Raw genomic sequence first — 18,273 nt, forward strand, 5'->3', positions numbered from 1 at the left:
AGATGCCGAAGCTGAGGCACTTTGGCTCGCGCTTACTGATGTTGAAGCACTTTGACTTGCTGATACAGAGGCGCTGGCTGATTGGCTAGCTGATACAGATGCTGAGTGACTTGCACTTACTGATGCTGAAGCTGATTGGCTTGAGCTTACAGAAGCACTTACGCTTGCACTTGCTGAGGCACTTTGGCTCGCACTTGCTGAGCTTGATGCTGATTGGCTTGCACTGATGCTTGCACTTACTGATGCTGAAGCGCTTTGGCTTGCTGATACTGACGCAGACTGGCTCGCGCTTGCTGAGATAGAAGCTGAGTTCTGGTTGTCAGATGCTGAAGCTGAAGCTGATTGGCTTGCGCTTACTGATGTTGAAGCACTTTGGCTTGCAGATACTGATGCGCTAGCTGATTGGCTTGCAGATACAGATGCTGAGTGACTGGCACTTACTGATGCTGAAGCACTTTGGCTTGAGCTTACTGAAGCACTTACGCTAGCACTTGCTGAAGCACTTTGACTCGCACTTGCTGAGCTTGATGCTGATTGGCTAGCACTAATGCTTGCACTTACAGATGCTGAAGTTGATTGACTTGCACTTACTGATGCTGAAGCTGATTGGCTAGCTGATACAGACGCTGAAGCTGATTGACTTGTGCTTACAGAAGCTGAAGCTGATTGGCTTGCTGATACAGAGGCACTTGCTGATTGGCTTGCTGATACTGATGCGCTAGCTGATTGACTTGCACTTACTGATGCGCTAGCTGATTGACTTGAGCTTACTGATGCTGAAGTTGATTGACTTGCTGATACTGATGCGCTAGTTGATTGACTTGAGCTTACAGACGCTGAAGCTGATTGACTTGAGCTTACAGACGCTGAAGCTGAGCGACTTGCGCTAAGTGATGCACTCGCTGAGGCACTAGCTGAACGGCTTGAACTTACGCTCGCTGAGGCTGAGCGACTTGCGCTAAGTGATGCACTCGCTGAGGCACTAGCTGAACGGCTTGAACTTACGCTCGCTGAGGCTGAGCGACTTGCGCTAAGTGATGCACTCGCCGAGGCACTAGCTGAACGGCTTGAACTTACGCTCGCTGAAGCTGAGCGACTTGCACTAAGTGAGGCACTTGCTGAGCTTGATGCTGATTGACTTGCACTTGCTGATGCTGAAGCTGAGCGACTTGCACTAAGCGAGGCGCTCGCTGAGGCACTTTGACTTGAGCTTACAGATGCTGAAGCGCTTTGACTCGAACTTGTAGATGCGGACTGCGACTCCTTATTCGGAATAACTTTAACTTTAAACTGTCCGTTAACAGGTGTGCCACCTTTTGAAGCTGACAAACGCTCATTAGAAGTTGAGTTAACATTCCCAGCTTTATCTGCTGCAACAAGGAAATTTGTCAATTCTTCCACAGTAGCATCATTTGGTACTGTACCGTACACACGAACTTTAAGTTGATTACCTTCTTTTTTAACCTCGTATTGGATCCAAGGTTTTGCAGGATTAGATGTAGTTCCTGTTCCAATAAAGGTCTTAGCAAGATCAAACTCACCAGAATCATCCGTTACTGTAAATGTCTTGTCAAAAGTCTTACCTTGTTCTACTTCAAAGTCTTGAGTTTGAGCAACTGGTTTAGTGGTGTCTGGTTTAGGAGCCAGGTAAATACCAACAGGACGATACTGGGCATTTCCTTGACCATCACGGATAGCTAATACAATTTCATGGTATCCAGAAGCACTAGCATTTGGTGTCCCGACAAAGTTCACTGCACCAACATGACCACCGGTCTTAGCGGGTATAAACTTAAGATCATACTGCACACCTTTATTTGCCAAATAACGCTGTCCACCAACAACCTCCAACTGCGGTGCTTTTAACATCCCATTGGCATCACTTGTTATAAATCCTGTTTCCTTTTTACCAAAAGCTCCATTTTGGAAATCTTTGTTTTTAACGTGGATGTAGAGGTTCTCATCGTAGATGCGCTTGCCGTTTTGTGCATCTTCAAAATATTTGCTTGTAGTAGTAGCATCACTATCTACAGAATGGTTAAAGACAGCCTTTTCAAGAGTATTATTAAATCCTGTCTTTGTTCCTGTACGATAAGAGTCAAAGAAGAAGCGGAAAATGGTTGAGTTGCCATCTGAGTCTGTTGCTTTTATAGCTACACGGGCAAAGCCTTCTTTAGTAGCTGCACCATAGAAACGGACAGAGTTGTTTGTAATCTGCGCTTTGAGCCCCAGATTAGTTAGCTTATTGGTATTAGCCCATCTATTAGTGCCAGAAATACCTTCATAACCAACTTCTTCAGAAGCATCAGTAATCGTCAGTGCTTTACCACTTGGGCTCTTGAAGTAGTAAGTCGTATCATAAGATTCCTGTTGACGTGCATTCAAATGCGTTTCATAGTAGTCTTTTGGATGCATCGTTGTTGCTGAATTTCTATTTGTATTAATCGTCGCAACAGCACTATCTGGTACGATGGCAGGGTTGATTTGACTTCTATTATATCCTGCTCCAGGAACAACACCTGCACGTGTTTGAGGATAAGAGCTCTCAGTCGCAATACTATCTCCAGGTGCTCTGAAACCTGAGTAGCCCGCAGTACGAGTGCTAGACTGACCAGCTTCTTTCGGTGCAGTTGTGACTTGCTTGTCTGCTGCTTGATCCTTCTCACCTTGTTTAAGTGTATCCTTACCTTGGGCTTGGTTCTTATCCGCTACGACACCAGCCGCAATGTTGTTGCTGGTCGTTGCTGCTTGGCTTGCGCTAACAGCTGCACTTGCCAAACTTTGGTTAGCACTACCTGATACAAGGCTTGCCGCAGGGTTGACCTTAAGGTTGAGCGATGCAGATGTTGAGGTAGATACAGAAGCCTGAGCTGATGGTTCGCTAACAACTGATGTACTCTCAACTACAGAGGCAGGTGCTGGAGCACTCGCTGACTCTGATGGTGTAGAGCTTACGGATGCAGAGGCTTTTGCACTTGCTGATGCTGATACAGGAGCTGATGTTGATTGACTTGCTGACTCAGATGCTGGAGCAGTTGACTGACTGACTGAGGCAGAGGCACTAGCAGATGCTGATTGACTTGCAGATGTTGACTGACTCGCTGAGGCAGATTGACTGACTGAAGCTGACTGACTCACACTTGCTTGAGCCTCAGCAGATTGACTGACTGATAGAGAAGCTGTTGCAGAGGCTTGTTCTGCTTGAGCTTTCTTTACTTCTGCTTGCGCTTGAGCAATGATTGAGTTGGTACTTGTTTCAGTTGTTTCAGCTGCTTTCGGTTCAGCTGCGATGACTGTTTTATCCGTTTCTGCATGTTCAGATGTTTCATCTGCGTATACAGTTTGTTCTTGAGTCATCACGAATCCTGCAGCTCCTGCGGCCAGGATTCCCCCTATACCCGCTAGTGTGTTAAAACTAAGATGTGCGTGATCAAGTTCTTCAGTGTCTGACAGGGTACTAGAGACAACTTCGCCCATCCCACCGATACGGAAGAGATCCAATTGAGAGTTCGAGGCTTTTACCCAGTTTTTCCCCGATTTGTAAAGCTTGTAACGCTTTTTCTCATCTACGATCTCGAAATCTTTGTTAAATTTTTTATTTCGAAACATTTGTTTCCTTTCCTTTATTTTAAATGCTACTCTTTGTTAATCTCATGATCATTAACAAAGCGTAAGTTGCACTGTTCTCCCAAAACCAGTATCAATAAAGACCTCAGTCAGTTTCAGTTTTTATCCCCTTGATTTGAAAAGAGCAGATCCCACCTAGTATATACCAGTCGTTTTTATCTAGTATGTACCATTTACTATTTTATCAAAATGGTTCCTCCTTTTCAAGCATTTATATAAGAAATAACCAATGAAAACGCCTGATTTTAACCTATAATTCGTTTTTAAGGTTCAAGTTGTTAAAAGCATTTTATTATCTTCCGAAATTCCTACTTTCCCCACCCTTTCGCACTAGTTCAGTTAGACAGGGACAAAAAAAACCTTGACGAGCAAATCGTCAAGGTTTATCTGTTCTAGAGAGCTCCTCCATATAGAAAAAATCCTAGAAAAAGTGTCCCAACTGCATGAGTAGCGTGACCAAAAGGGTGACGAGAAAGAGAACTCCGCCCAACACAGCAATCATGCTAAAATCTTGCTTCTCCCTTTTTAGGGGTTTCTTTCGATTATCTAGCTGTTCTCGTATATGTTCTTGTAAAATTCCATTGTCCTTGTTAGACATGTGCTCCTCCTTTTCTGTTGATAGAAAGGAACTTGCTTTCATCGAAAGCAAGCCCTTGTCTTATTAGCTTATAAAATTGCCTTGTAGGATTCCAAATCAGCCTGATTCGCCGCCCGTTTTTGCTTAGCAAGAGCAGCCTCCATTTCAGACGGAAGAGAGAGAACTCCCTGAATTTTGCCTACCATGGCTGATACATTTTCCACCGGATAAATGTGGCTTTCTGCAACGAAACGACGATTGTGACAAGTCGTCTCAAAACTGAGAATCAGCATATTATTCTCAAAAGCTGTTCGACTACCATTGAGAATTTCATCACTGATATTGATGTCCAGATACAAGTCACAGCGAGCAAAAAGTTCATTCACCTTAGCTGGACGAATATTAGGATAGAGGGAAATATTCGGATAGCGATTTAATTCCATTAAACGACTTGACATCTCAGTAATCGCTCCAATATGGAAATGAACATTTGGTAATTGAGTCAAAAGTGGCTCAATTTGCTCGATTTGATCACTATTCGTCAGGATCAAGGCTTCTGGATTCATATTATTGAGGCGATGGTATTGATAGAGATAACCGACATTGCGGAAGTAAGTTTTCTCTTTTGGTGTCGCAAGCTTGAGGATTTTATCATAAACTTGCTTATCCTGTACTGCGATACGGATGTTGCGATGTGGCAACTGCATCGCTGCTTTCATGTTACCCGGCAACTCCTCTCCAATCGGCTCCTGCCAGAAGAGAATATCCTCTGCTCGTCCTTCTTTGGGAGTCAGACCAACGGCTACTAAAAATGGTGTTGCTAGAGAATTGTAGATAATGCGATCTGTATCATATCCACGATATCGCAAGTAAAAGATTACAAACTCCTGCTTAGAATTGAAAATATGGCGTTTTCCATCAAGAGTTAAGACAATATCCTCTGTTAGATGATTTTCCATAATCACCGTTACGTTATCTTGATTAAAGTAGCGTGTATGAGTTGGACGTTGGGCATCATCATAGGTAATCTGTGCAAAGAGACGTCCCTTGCGATTGTAAATGTCCGCAGCACGTACACGGCCTTGATCATCCAACCACTCGACTGCACGCACGCGACGTTCGTGTGTTGGTTGACGGTAAAAGATATTGGCACGTTTCTTACCCATATCTAAGATTTCACCATTAACATTACTCGAGCGGATTTCCCACAAATGAGGCTTTGGAACAAGGTTAAAATAAAGAGGTAGATCGTCCTCTGAAGCCACATCTCCAGTAAAGTAGCTGTAAGGAGACTCGACATCAGGTGCGAGGTAGCCATCGTCTCGGATCACGACAACAGGACAGTCTAGCCCAGCTGTCTTAAGTGAACGTAACAAATCAAAACTTGCTTGATCATAGCGTTCAAATAAACAAATCATAGTGTTTATGCCTTTCTTTTCGAATCTCTACTGATGCTGTGCAGATTGGACCAGATCGTACCAACGTTGAGCTATATGCTCATCAAGATATGGTTCTGCCACCTCGTAGGATACACGGGATAGATCTTCTTGGGAATGTTGAGTAAATAGCTGGACAATTTTTTCTGCGTATTCCGTTGTCATTGCATCCAGATCATCTGGACGTGCCTCAGGAATCAAGTAGCCATTTTCCCCATCACGGATAAAGGTTGGATTTCCATAACGTACATCAAAACCAATAATTGGCAGACCAGAGCCAACCGCTTCTAACAAGGTCAAACCAAATCCTTCACTTGTGGAGGCAGACAGGTAAGCGGAGTAATTTCGATATACATCTGCCATGTGGTGATGCCCTATCAGATGGATATATTCTTCTGCATTTAACTCATGAATCAACTGCTCCAACATGGCTCTTTCACCACCCGTACCATAGATATCAAAAGTGATTTCAGGTAATTGCTCATGTGCCTTCGCTACGGAGTGAATCAACCAATCGATATGCTTTTCACTGGCTAGGCGCGAAGCTGTAATCAATCCAAACGGCTTGCGTTCGCCTTCTGGATGACGCAATTGATCCAGACTTCCTACCGGAATAGTCAAGATTTCCTTTGGTTTGATGGTTGTATATTGAGCAAATTGTTCTTTGAGTAGGTTCGTTTGCGCATCGGTCGAGTTGATGATGTAGTCCACTTCGTCGGCATATTCAAACTGATACTCATAATAGTTATTCCACAAAATATAGTCTTTCTCAGCAGGATTTTCACTAAAGTGGTCTGCATGAACGATTACGACTAGCTTTGCATCGCCCTTATTAGCAAAGATAGCTTGACCAATATCTGTCTCTCGGTCTAAGATCAACAAATCTTTGTCCGTCAAAGCTAAACTTCTCATAAAATGCGCAACAAACTCTTGCTTAGAATAGAAAACATGATTTGGGAAACGATAGACTTGCGTTTCCTGTCTACCATCGACTTCATTGATGATTTCCTCATATGCCACACTGCCATCTTCATTGAGCCAGGTACGTTGATATAATTGCGCGTGACCATCCATCGGACTAAAATACTCAACAAAATTCTTCGTATAAGTGTAGTACTCTTTTTGAATCAGGCAACCACGCGAAACAATTTCGGCGCGTTCAATCAACTCTTTATCCATATCACAGGCATAACAAGTTACGAAATCACCATCACCAAATACTAGTCGAATCGTCTTCATATCGGTGTCACGGATAATTTCAAGAGGCTCTTTATCGAAACTCGCTAAGACCTGTGCTAGCGTATAGGTCGTCGGTGCAATTTTAACATCTGTAAAATACTGATAAAGCCAGATAACCTCAGAATCTTCAAAGCCAATATTCTTTGTCAAATGTTCAATGTTATCGGCAGATATAAAATCCATAAAGATGAACTTCGCTTCTAAGCCGACACTACGAAGCAATTTTGCACGGTAGATCTGTGCATACTCTACACCGCTACTCGCCCAACCAATTCCCAAATTGATGTTATAAATTGTCATATTTGATTATCCTCTTACAAAAAGTTATCTCGTTTAATTCTCGAAAGACGTTTGATTCTCTTGCCCTTATCATCATCTAACTTATCTTCGTCTTTCTTTTTAGGCTTTGCGCGACGTGAAGTGATGTAGCTGACAGGGATGGTACTATCTGTTCCTGTTTTTGCAAGGGGTTGTTCGAGATGGACTTTCTCTCTCTCAGGCACCACCTCTTCTTTCTCCTTAGCAACTTCTTCTGGTCTCTCAAGTTCTTTACGCAATTCTTGAATTTTTTTGATATCTTTTGGTTTACCATCGATATCGTCCAGTTCTAGAAAATCATCAATTCGACTAATGATATTTTTAATTTTTTCTTTTTGTAAATTATACAATCTCTCAGCCTCTGCCCGTTTTTTGGTCAGAGTATCGATTTCTTCGAGAATAGATTCTCTCGTATCCAAGTAGTCTTTTTGTGCTTTCTCCAAAACTTCTTTAGCTTCTTTTTCAGCCCTATCATGAGCTTCAATGACAAGAGACTTGGCATAAATGACTGCTTCACCGATCTCTTTTTCTTGATTCTTCATAGAGTCGATCTTTTTACGTAGGGATTCGATTTTTTCATTCTTCTTTTGAATTTCACGATCGAACCCTTCCTCTAATGCTTCGATACAATCTTCGACTTCCTTAGCACGGTAGTTACCGAACAATGTTTTCTTCAGTCTCATTTTGCTCCCTCTATTCCTTACTTATTCTGATTTACACCACTATCCCCATTGTAGCATAAAATAGCGTAAATTGCTATTCTTTTCTAAGCTCCAAACAAGGAAAATATCCTGATGTGTCATCAAGCAAAACCCGAACTTAGCTTAAAGTTCATCCATTTCTAAAAAAATGCCTGATTAACAGATCAGACATTTTCAAAAGTAAAACATGAACGCTACTTCTAGACTAGAAAGAATTCGAGTCATTACTCTCTATTTTAAAAATTTAGTTCCGTCCAAGTAAGCGGTGTATAGCCAAGTAATTCCACACCATCATACTCGACTGTTTTCACGATCTCTTGGATGTTTGTTTTCAATTCTTCAGTTGCTACACTATTTGAATCATCCAAGACAACATCATCTTCCACGACGAAGAGTGGTTTTTGGTAACGGTCGTAGAGATTGTTCATCACGAGACGAAGTCCCACAGAATCAATGCGATTTCGTTCTTGACCATTACTTGCATATTTGTTGATAAAAACTTCTTGGGAATTGCTTGATGCATAATAACTGAAGCTGATAAAATCAATTTTCCCATCTCTTAGGACAAAGAGGTCGTCATTTTCAATATCCAAGGCGATTTGATCACGTTCCAAACGACGCAAAAAGTGATTTGGATAGTATCCACGAACTTGCACGTCTGTAAACAAATAATTTTCCCTATCTTTGACTTCTGCTTCCATTACATCAATAGCATTTTCAGTTTGCTGACTGTAGTTTTTACTAACAACCATCATCCCACCAAACTGAAACTCTGGATTGATTGTTTTTCCGAGCTTAATTGCACGTGCAGAAGCAACTAATTGATAATGAGCTGCTTGCCAAATCACCTGTTCTTGATTGTCATCTGCTACAAAAGACAATCCTCCACCAAGGAACGGCAAATGGTGCAAAACGTTGAACTCATTGAAGGTGATCCAATACTTCACTTTGTCCTTAAAGTACTGAAAGACAGCTTCTGCGTAACGCTCAAAGAGTTCGATCATCTTGCGGCTTTTCCAAGCTCCATATTTTTCGTATAGATTCAACGGAAGGTCAAAATGACTCAAGGTCACAATCGGTTCGATATCTTTTTCTAATACGTCATCGATGATTGCTTCATAATATTTCAATCCCTCTTCACTCGGCTGCAACTCTTCACCATTTGGAAAGATACGTGCCCAAGAGATCGAAATTCTGTAGGCATTAAAGCCCATTGATTGAATCAAATTCAGCTCTTCTGTATAATCTCTCTGACCTGCTGAAGCAAATCTCCCTAGGATATCATAGGATCCTAAAGGTATATTTTTGTAGTCAACTGTTCCATTCAAAACTTCTATCCGAGATTGGTCAACTGGTAGTACATCTGTAGTACCCAAACCTTTGTTACTATTTGACATCATATTTCTAATCATAGTGACTCCTTTTGATTTTTATTATTTCTATTTAATGATTGCAAGTTCTGTTTAGAAGGATTTCTCATCTTCCCTTTTTTGAGTAATAGCAGCCAAACCAGACAATTCACTTGCAACATTTCTTAAGTCACGTGCTAGGGGCTGCGAACCTGGTCTGAGTAGGTGATAGAGTTGGCGTTCCGTCATCCTTAAATTTGTTCCATTTGATTCTGAATAGTGAGACAGATGTTTCAGAGAGTCTTGCAAATCTACATTCTTTATTGATTCCTCTCTATTTTCAAGCTCCTGTTGCTCCTCAGCAATATGTGCTTGAGATGATTCTTCTTCAAAAATTTCAGGTGTCATCACTTCTTGCACTTTTTGCTGGTGAGTTAGAGGGCTCATATCCAGTTCAGAGAGGCTCTTATACAGACGTTCCGAAGCATGCAAGTCATGCGCGAATACTTCTGTCTCCGCTACACTCTGTCTGTAGGAACCAAATTCTGATTCTAACATACTATAGGATTGAGATAAGGATGCTTTCCTAAAACTCACCGAATCAGCTACACTCTGACTTTGACTTAAAGATTCAGATATTTGTTGACTTTGACTTAAGGATTCGGACTCACTGAGATAGAGGATTTTGCTCAAACTTAACGACTCGGACTCAGAAAGTAGATGAGAAATCATCTCACTCAAGGAAAGAGATTCAGAAATCGATTCCCATTCACTCTGGCTCAAGCTATAGTACTCGGACTCGGAGACACTCTGACTCGCTTGTTCTGATTCGGAAGAGCTCCACCACTCTGATTCTGAGTAACTTTGGGATTCGGAAATCGATTCCCATTCACTCTGGCTCAGGCTATAGAACTCAGACTCTGAAACACTCTGACTCGCTTGCTCTGATTCGGAAGAACTCCACCACTCTGATTCTGAGTGACTTTGAGATTCAGAAATCGATTCCCATTCACTCTGACTCAAGCTATAAAACTCTGACTCGGAGACACTCTGACTCGCTTGCTCTGATTCGGAGTAGCTCCACCACTCTGATTCTGAGTGACTTTGAGATTCAGAAATCGATTCCCACTCACTCTGGCTTAGGCTATAGAACTCGGACTCAGAGACGCTCTGACTGGCTTTCTCTGATTCGGAGTAGCTCCACCACTCTGATTCTGAGTTGCTTTGGGATTCGGATATGGATTCCCATTCACTCTGGCTCAGGCTATAGAACTCAGACTCGGAAACACTCTGACTCGCTTGTTCCGATTCGGAAGAACTCCACCACTCTTGCTCTGAGTAACTTTGAGATTCGGAAACCAATTCCCACTCGCTCTGGCTCAGGCTATAAAACTCGGACTCGGAAACACTCTGACTGACTTGCTCTGATTCGGAAGAGCTCCACCACTCTGCTTCTGAGTGACTTTGAGATTCGGATAGCGATTCCCACTCACTCTGGCTCAAGCTATAGAACTCGGACTCGGAAACACTCTGACTGACTTGCTCTGATTCGGAAGAACTCCACCACTCTTGCTCTGAGTAACTTTGAGATTCCGAAACTGATTCCCACTCACTCTGGCTTAGGCTATAGAACTCAGACTCGGAAACACTTTGACTCGCTTGTTCCGATTCGGAAGAACTCCACCACTCTTGCTCTGAGTAACTTTGAGATTCGGATATCGATTCCCACTCACTCTGGCTCAAACTATAGAACTCGGACTCGGAAACACTCTGACTCGCTTGTTCCGATTCACTCAAGGAGAGGGACTCTGAGACACTAGGATTTTGATCATAAGAAAGGGACTCGGAGTATGCAATACTTTCACTCAAAGAGGATGCGTCCGTATCCTGACAAAGGGACTCTCCTGTCAAATGCTCAGAATTAGAGAGGCTATCAACCAAGGAAAGGGACTCAAATTCAGATTCTGAAGAAGAGACCGCTAATGAGTAGTTCTCAGACATGGACTCTCGAAGTGAGAATCCTTTTGCTGATATACTCTGGCTAAACGACTCACTGTACGAATCTGCGACAGAAAGGCTGAGGGAAGCTAAAGCGCTAGTTGACAAACTCTGACTAACATTCTTTATCAAGTCAGCTACCCCCAAACTGTTCCTTTCCTGAAAGTCTTCTAAGGCTTCCATGACAGAAACTGACTCTGTTGGTAACTCAAGTTCTTCACTAGCACTCAGAATAATTTCCTTTTGCTCTTTGAGTTTTCGACTAACGGGCTTTGATTTAGTTGCGTCTAGGCTACGGTAATCACTATCTTCCTTACCTTTTTGCTTAAACTTTGATATCAAACGTTTAAATCCCTTTAGCTCTTTGTTATTATTTTTACTCATAATATGATTTTCTCCAAAAATACAGTTATATCATCATTATAAAGCCTACAACAGAATCTGTCAAAGTATTAGCCAAAGAAAACTTCTAACTTCCCAGAAGGCTTAATATTAATGTAACTCAATGCCATATTTTTTATAATGTTTAGATTTATATCTGCATTCATTTCTTTGTATGATTTAAAAGCTTCTTTATGAAACTCAAAGACAGGATTTTTTTGGGCATACCCTTGACTAGACACCAAACCTTGAAATTGCTGTAAATAGTCAACCTGCTCAACCCAACAGTCATCTATAGCTCTCAAAACGACAGTTCTTTGAAATTGATTGAACAACTCTAAATCCTTGATTTTATCTTTTTTCTGCTGGTACTCTGAAATAAGGAGGTCGGATAAAAACTTTTTAACTTGCCGTAAATCCGTAACATCTAGATCCTCTGGAATATCCTCGCAGTAATAACTAATATTATCCAAAACAAAGCGAAACAGATCCGCCCGCTCTTTAAACGGTGTTTTACTTGTATAAATGTCCACTGCATCCGATAGAGTAGACAAGAAATAGGTCAAATCAAATTCTGGATGGGAGATGAGCTTATTACGCTTATTGTAGATAATCTGTCGCTGAATACGGATACTTTCATCATATCGTTCCGTTGAACGTCTGGAAGCCGCTGACGCGTTATCACTATTCTTCTGAGCTTCTTCAACCGCATATCTAATACGACGAGAGGTCAAATGAATCTTTTGTTTTTCCTCTGGTTTTGCAATTTCTTTATGATAGTACTCACTAATCCATTTGCTACCAGACTTGGAAATAAGATCATCCTCAAGAGAAATAAAGAATTTACTCAATCCTGGAGCGCCTTGTCGTCCGGCACGACCACGAAGCTGCAAATCCACTCGCTCACTGGACATTCTCTCCGTTCCAACAACAGCGAGTCCACCCAACTCAGCAACTCCTTCTTCCAAGATAATATCTGTTCCACGACCTGCCATTGATGTTGCTACTGTCACTGCAGAACGTCTACCAGCCAGTGCGATCATCTCAGCCTCTTTTGCTGCATTATGGGCGTTCAACACATTATGGGCGATTCCCTCTTGGAGTAAGAGCATAGAATAAATCTCAGACATTCCAACCGATCCTGTCGCAATTAAAACTGGCTGGCCTTTTTTATGTAATTTTTTGATATACTCCAATGAAGCATATAATTTTTGAGGAATCGTGAGATAGATTTCATCTGGATAATCAATTCGTAAATTGGGTTTTCGTGTAGGAACAACTACGACTCCCAAATCGTAAACGTCTCTGAACTCCTCCTCACAAACTTTACCAGTACCCGTCATTCCTGCTAATTTTGGAAACATTCTAAATAAATTTTGATAGGTAATAGAGGCCATCGAACGCGTTTCCAATGTGATTTTCACACGTTCTCTGGCTTCTAGTGCTTGGTGCAATCCTGATTGGAGTTTATTTCCTTCCAAGAGACGTCCTGTCGCCTCATCCATCAGTTTAACTTCGCCATTATCCACCGTGTACTGACGATCTTTTTCAAATAAGTGGTTAGCTCTCAAAGCTAGGTTAATTTGGCGAATGAGCTGGTAATTATCTGGATCATAGGCATTCTGAACGCGGAAATAAACCTCTGCTTCCTTTACTCCTTTTCTCGTCAACCATACAGACGTCCGAGTGGAGTCTAAATTAAAATCTTCCCCTTCTTTTAGAGTTTTCACAAACTCATCACACGAGAGAAAGAGGTTGGATTGAACCCGAGGAGAACCTGAAATGATTAGCGGCATCTGCGCACTATCTAGCAAGGCTGCATCTACTTCATCGACCAAACAAAAATAAAATTTTGGTAAAAACTTCTTTGATTGAGATGTCGCCAAGTTTTCTTCTAGGTAATCAAACCCTAACGCACTATGTGTTGTATAGACAATATCATTCTTATAGATTTGTTGTTTTTGAGGAATTTTAAGTTTTTTTGCCGGATCTTCCGAGACACCTACTCCAACTGTCATTCCTAAAAATCGAAAAACAGGTGCCATTTGCTTGGCATCACGCGCCGCCAAATATTCATTGGCCGTGACTAAGATCGTACTTTTTTCCGTCAAGGCATTTAGGTATAAAGGAAGGATAGCTGTCAAGGTTTTTCCTTCCCCTGTTCTCATTTCTGCAATCTGATTGTCTTGCATAACCAAGGCTCCTAAAACCTGAACATCATAAGGATATAATCCTAATATACGCTTGGCCGCCTCACGAATGGTTGCATACGCTTCTGGCAAAATGGACTGCAAGCTTTCTCCTCCAGAAAGGCGTTCTTTAAACCATTTTGTCTGAGCTTGCAGTTTCTCATTTGACATAGCTGCATAACTATCAGATAGTTTATTAACCTTCTCCAAAATCTTTTTGTAACGCATTAGTTTATAGGAGTTGGTCAAATTGAATCGTTTAGTTTTCATTCTTTCTCATCCACTCTTCAATTTTCTCCAAGTCAATCGCTTGAAGTAAAAATGACTTATCTAATAAATATTCAATGTTTGCTAGTTCACGTGGTCTAGTCTTCAAGTCCGCATATTCCTTAACTTTTGTCGGATTAAATTGCTGTAGCAATAATTCTTTAAAAATAGGCGGATTTACTCGAGTACGGTAACGTTCCAGCAAGCGTTGATAGTCTAGTTCGCTTAAAAACTCATCCGTCACAAGAGCGTATGAATTTCCAAATTGTTTGGAGTAATGCAAGGCCGCAATATTAGAAATCGCTCCATAACCAACAAAAGCCACTTTTTCAAAAAGATGCTCTTGCGCTAATTCTTCAATCGTTTCAAGCAAGGTTTCGTAAAAACGTTCCTCCATGTATAAGAGCGCTTCTCTATAAGACGAATTAACAATCAATACATTTGAGAAATGTTCACGAACACGTTCTGGAATAAAGCCTGTTCGATTGAGTTCAGGTTCAGTAAAGCAAACATACATCGTTTCTTTCTCGGAATCCTGATGAAGCAAATCAGATATCCAGTAGCGATCCACTGTATAATCCGCCAACTGCTCCTCAGCAACATAAATCCCTTCAAACAGGAAGCGATGACAACCCGAGCTGACTAACTGCACCTTATAATATTGTGTATTATCTGGAACGCATACGCTGACTCTCTCTCCCTGCTTAATGATTTGATTCGAAATTTCTTCATCTCGAGCATCCATAAATTCAACCTTTAAGTATGTTGAATTTTCTGGGATGGTTTCTATATGACTGCCAAAAATATAGTTTTGCCCACGTTTCAATTCAGGAAGCTGACTCGTATTGCGTAAGGCCTGATAGTTTGCCCGTGAATGCCATTCATGAATAACTGTACCCGAAGGCATGAACTGGTTTTCATACAAAACATGACCACCATCTAACAGTTTGACAGATGAACCGTATAGATACTGAGATACGCTTTGGATATCCCAATAAGCAAAATAGACTTCTTCCTTGTATCTCACGATTTAAACTCCCTTTCAAAACTATTCATTAATAGCGTTTTATATTGATTAAAGAACCATTCGACAATACCTTGTGTATCGTCGTTGTGTCGTCCAGTCAATCCCTTACTGATAACGCTGACGCGGTAATCTCGCTGTCCTAACTCATCCAGCATATCGGGATAGGCCGACATATCATAGTCATCTTGATACATAAAGGAGATAATGAATTTTGTTCTTGAGAAATCAGCTGACTCAAAAGCCGTCCAGAAACGTTCGTTAAGCTGAGCTGTAGCTTCACTTGATAATTCTCCTATTGTGCGGTACACCAAATCCAGTGACGTTGGAAATCCTCCCGGACGAATAGTTGACTCATTTTCTGCCATATCTCCTAAGTTGACAAGAGGTTTTCCGACAATGACGGCGTGAGGCTCCAACTTAGAACTATAGTAAAGAGCACCAAAAGTCCCCATTGACAAACCTGACAAGGTCAGTTGTTCCTTCGTAAAACCAAGTTCATCTAAGCAGTTATGAACCACTTGGAGAAGTTTTTGTTCCAGCTCCTCCGATCCAAGATAGAATGCGCCCCCCTCTGAACGCGGATCCCCTACTAGTAAGAATGGCGATCCCAAATTATTCATCATCCAGTACCCTTCAAATCCCTCTGCAGGACGGTACCCTGAAAAATAGATGTTCAACGGTGGTTTCAAATCTCCTGGATGGAAGAAATAAATCAGTTCTTCTCTATTTTTATCGCTAATTCGTTTTCCTCCGACTAACAAGTCTCCATAGCCTAGATGGGAGTCTCGATAGTGGCAGGGACCAAGTTTTACAATTCCTTGTCCCTTTGCTTGAATACTGATACTCAAATAATACGAATCATTTACATCTAACGTCAGAGACCGATCAAAGCTCGTTTCATCATAAATCCATTCTTGCATGGGAGAATTTCCAGCTGGAAAACCTTTGACAACGTAGCGGATCGAACAACCTTCTGAAACTCTGAACTCAGGCCACAGATCTAAGGGCATCTCCCCACTCAGAAAAACATTATGTTGATAGGTCGCAATAGTCTGATAATCCTCGCCGTATCGGCCACACAAACGAAGGTAGTTTGTCCCTTCATAACTGATTTGACCCTCAAAAGATGGTGCAGCGACTAGATGATTAACACTTAGTTTCGTTCCATTTTGCTTGGAGAAAAAACCACGTGAAAATATATGTAGCATCTGCTCTGGATTTTCAAAATTTGTTTTCACAGCTTTTTTGCGCAAAAGAAATCGTTCCAGCGTTTTTGTAGTGATTTGACAACGCTCATGATAGAACAGACGGTAAACCTGAATTTTCTGATCCAAGATAGTGACATACTCTAAATATTCAGCAGTATCTACTAACACGACATCAAACGGTTTGTCTACTTTTTTCTTCTTTTTTTTCCCGTTTTCCGCCTCAACTTCTCTATTTAAGATCCCGATATCTTCTGGCAATAAAGAGACGATGTCTTCTGGTTTGACAAATGTCCATTTTATATTACTAGGAATTTCATATTGCTCCTGCCAATTTTCATCAGCAATTTGCAAAACACTAATTTTTTTCATTTCCCTTTAATTCCTTTATGGTATTTTTCCACATATCGACAATCTCACCCCTTGTATACTGTTCAATCTTCTTGACTGAGTGAACTAGAGATTGATTCCAATGTTCTAAGTTTGTGAGGTAGTATAAGAGTGCCTCTTCGAAATCTGAAATATCATCTAGAATCCAACCATTTTCTCCATGCTTCACATAAGAGGAACTATACAAGTTAACCTGAGGGATCCCTCCACTAATGCCAGCGATTTGAGTCAACACATCAGCTGGAGTTCCCAAATCTAGTATAATACGAACGTACTTCAGAACTTTAATCAAATCGCTGTCGCTATGAATGGTCTCAATATCAATCCGTTCGCGAACAATCTCCTCTTCATCATCAAGAACTCGGTTTTCACCTCTCGCTCTCTTCTCTTTATCAACAAAAATCAATTCTTGTTCATATTCTGGCTTAAGAGATCGATAGCTTTCTAGTACCTGTTTTATATAGGCCTCTCGACCAAAATCCTGACTTTGTGTTCCAACCAGCAAGTCAATCCATTCATTTTTCAACATCATTTCAAACAAAGTCGTAAACACATATTGAATTTGATCTGCTGGTAGATTGTCGTAATTGACGTAAACAATTAACTCTTTTTTTCTTTGACTATGTCCTAGGTTTAGATGAGTATCATAAGGCGGAATCTCATAAAATCCTGGCAACTGTTCTAGATCAACATTAGCTGCTATCGTTTCAATTTTATTTAAACTATCAACAACGAAGAACGGCGTGTCTGTCAAATCAGTTAGCAGCTGCTCCTGGTTTGTAATTGGATAGCGATCTCCAAAAAAAGACAAGATAACATGATGGTTTTCCTTAATCTTTTGGAAAAAGTGATTGTGCTGCACATCTGACGAAATCACAATCGTATCATCCTTGGTTAGCGCAGAAGTTAGATACTGATCTAGTTTTTCATTGATCAATTCTTCGATATCTCGGTAAACTTCTTTTGCAAATGTAGCCTGCGCCTCAGGGTTGATAAGTACTTGATGATTTTCTGTGCCCAAAAATTCCCTAAACTGCCATGTACCTTGTAAATTTAAATAATCTTGGTAGTAAGGTTGATCATTTTCAAAATAGATGATGCTTGAAACAAATCCACGATCATCAAAAATCAACTGATGATTTGTCTGTCCACCCTCAAAATAAGTAATATCAAAGAAATTACCTGTTTGTGAAAAGTTAATTTTAGCATAGTGTTCTTGATTTAAATATACCTCAATCATAAAAGGAGTATAGAAGAATTCTACTCCTTGAGGCCATTTAATATCTTCCAGACGAATTTTACGTACAGATACATCCGTCAGACCTTGTATGGTATCAAATAGATTCCATACAGTTTCTGGCAATATTCTTTGCTGATAAAGAAAGGTTCGAATATGTGGTGAATAGTTCAAAATCAGAGTGGTATTTGCCTCTCCTGATTGCTGAAACATCCGCAGCAAATTCACCGCATCATCAAACATCATATTTTTAGACACGTAATAGAAAGGCAGGGTGGTAGAATACCATTTCCGATCTTGTCTATACCAAGATGGTACAAAGTAAAACATAT

11 protein-coding genes are annotated in these 18,273 nt (G+C 41.0%); all 11 read right to left on the reverse strand.

Annotation, left to right across the window (positions count from 1 at the left end):
- On the reverse strand, positions 1–3,609 hold a 3,609-nt coding region (locus tag SORDD05_RS08915; protein WP_196757206.1), incomplete at its 3' end, for a KxYKxGKxW signal peptide domain-containing protein.
- 439 nt (positions 3,610–4,048) lie between these two features.
- Complete coding sequence (locus SORDD05_RS08920; RefSeq protein ID WP_000066115.1) at positions 4,049–4,225, reverse strand: hypothetical protein; 177 nt, start codon at positions 4,223–4,225, stop codon at positions 4,049–4,051.
- A gap of 68 nt (positions 4,226–4,293) precedes the next feature.
- The gene (gene gtfB / locus SORDD05_RS08925; protein ID WP_061419204.1) at positions 4,294–5,622 is read right to left on the reverse strand and encodes an accessory Sec system glycosylation chaperone GtfB; all 1,329 of its coding nucleotides are present in this window, start codon (positions 5,620–5,622) and stop codon (positions 4,294–4,296) included.
- Between the two features lie 27 nt (positions 5,623–5,649).
- Positions 5,650–7,179 (reverse strand): accessory Sec system glycosyltransferase GtfA, encoded by a 1,530-nt coding sequence (gene gtfA / locus SORDD05_RS08930; protein WP_061419207.1) that lies wholly within the window; start codon positions 7,177–7,179, stop codon positions 5,650–5,652.
- Between the two features lie 14 nt (positions 7,180–7,193).
- A complete protein-coding gene (locus SORDD05_RS08935) occupies positions 7,194–7,880 on the reverse strand; it encodes a hypothetical protein (RefSeq protein WP_061419210.1) in 687 nt (228 codons plus the stop codon).
- A 254-nt stretch (positions 7,881–8,134) separates the two neighbouring features.
- The gene (locus tag SORDD05_RS08940; protein ID WP_061419213.1) at positions 8,135–9,310 is read right to left on the reverse strand and encodes a family 1 glycosylhydrolase; all 1,176 of its coding nucleotides are present in this window, start codon (positions 9,308–9,310) and stop codon (positions 8,135–8,137) included.
- 51 nt (positions 9,311–9,361) lie between these two features.
- Entirely contained in the window at positions 9,362–11,629 is a 2,268-nt protein-coding gene (locus SORDD05_RS08945) for a serine-rich family protein (RefSeq protein WP_061419216.1), read from the reverse strand.
- A gap of 68 nt (positions 11,630–11,697) precedes the next feature.
- Complete coding sequence (gene secA2 / locus SORDD05_RS08950) at positions 11,698–14,085, reverse strand: accessory Sec system translocase SecA2 (RefSeq protein ID WP_061419219.1); 2,388 nt, start codon at positions 14,083–14,085, stop codon at positions 11,698–11,700.
- Positions 14,075–15,109, reverse strand: a complete 1,035-nt coding sequence (gene asp3 / locus SORDD05_RS08955; protein ID WP_061419222.1) for an accessory Sec system protein Asp3 — start codon at positions 15,107–15,109, stop codon at positions 14,075–14,077. The genes secA2 and asp3 overlap by 11 nt, the downstream gene beginning before the upstream one ends.
- Entirely contained in the window at positions 15,106–16,686 is a 1,581-nt protein-coding gene (gene asp2 / locus SORDD05_RS08960; protein ID WP_061419225.1) for an accessory Sec system protein Asp2, read from the reverse strand. Before asp2 ends, asp3 begins: the two co-directional genes overlap by 4 nt.
- Positions 16,673–18,271 carry an accessory Sec system protein Asp1 gene (gene asp1, locus SORDD05_RS08965; RefSeq protein ID WP_061419228.1) on the reverse strand — a complete coding sequence of 533 codons (1,599 nt, stop codon included), beginning with the start codon at positions 18,269–18,271 and terminating at the stop codon, positions 16,673–16,675. Before asp1 ends, asp2 begins: the two co-directional genes overlap by 14 nt.
- Positions 18,272–18,273 lie beyond the last annotated feature (2 nt).

The sequence above is a fragment of the Streptococcus oralis genome, assembly GCF_001578705.1.
Classification (GTDB): Bacteria; Bacillota; Bacilli; order Lactobacillales; family Streptococcaceae; genus Streptococcus; species Streptococcus oralis_J.

What these genes read in the sequence shown, in the direction of transcription:
- SORDD05_RS08920 (WP_000066115.1), bottom strand. Translation starts at nt 4,225, where the DNA reads ATGTCTAACAAGGACAATGGAATTTTACAAGAACATATACGAGAACAG.
- gtfB (WP_061419204.1), bottom strand. Translation starts at nt 5,622, where the DNA reads ATGATTTGTTTATTTGAACGCTATGATCAAGCAAGTTTTGATTTGTTA.
- gtfA (WP_061419207.1), bottom strand. Translation starts at nt 7,179, where the DNA reads ATGACAATTTATAACATCAATTTGGGAATTGGTTGGGCGAGTAGCGGT.
- SORDD05_RS08935 (WP_061419210.1), bottom strand. Translation starts at nt 7,880, where the DNA reads ATGAGACTGAAGAAAACATTGTTCGGTAACTACCGTGCTAAGGAAGTC.
- SORDD05_RS08940 (WP_061419213.1), bottom strand. Translation starts at nt 9,310, where the DNA reads ATGATTAGAAATATGATGTCAAATAGTAACAAAGGTTTGGGTACTACA.
- SORDD05_RS08945 (WP_061419216.1), bottom strand. Translation starts at nt 11,629, where the DNA reads ATGAGTAAAAATAATAACAAAGAGCTAAAGGGATTTAAACGTTTGATA.
- secA2 (WP_061419219.1), bottom strand. Translation starts at nt 14,085, where the DNA reads ATGAAAACTAAACGATTCAATTTGACCAACTCCTATAAACTAATGCGT.
- asp2 (WP_061419225.1), bottom strand. Translation starts at nt 16,686, where the DNA reads ATGAAAAAAATTAGTGTTTTGCAAATTGCTGATGAAAATTGGCAGGAG.
- asp1 (WP_061419228.1), bottom strand. Translation starts at nt 18,271, where the DNA reads ATGTTTTACTTTGTACCATCTTGGTATAGACAAGATCGGAAATGGTAT.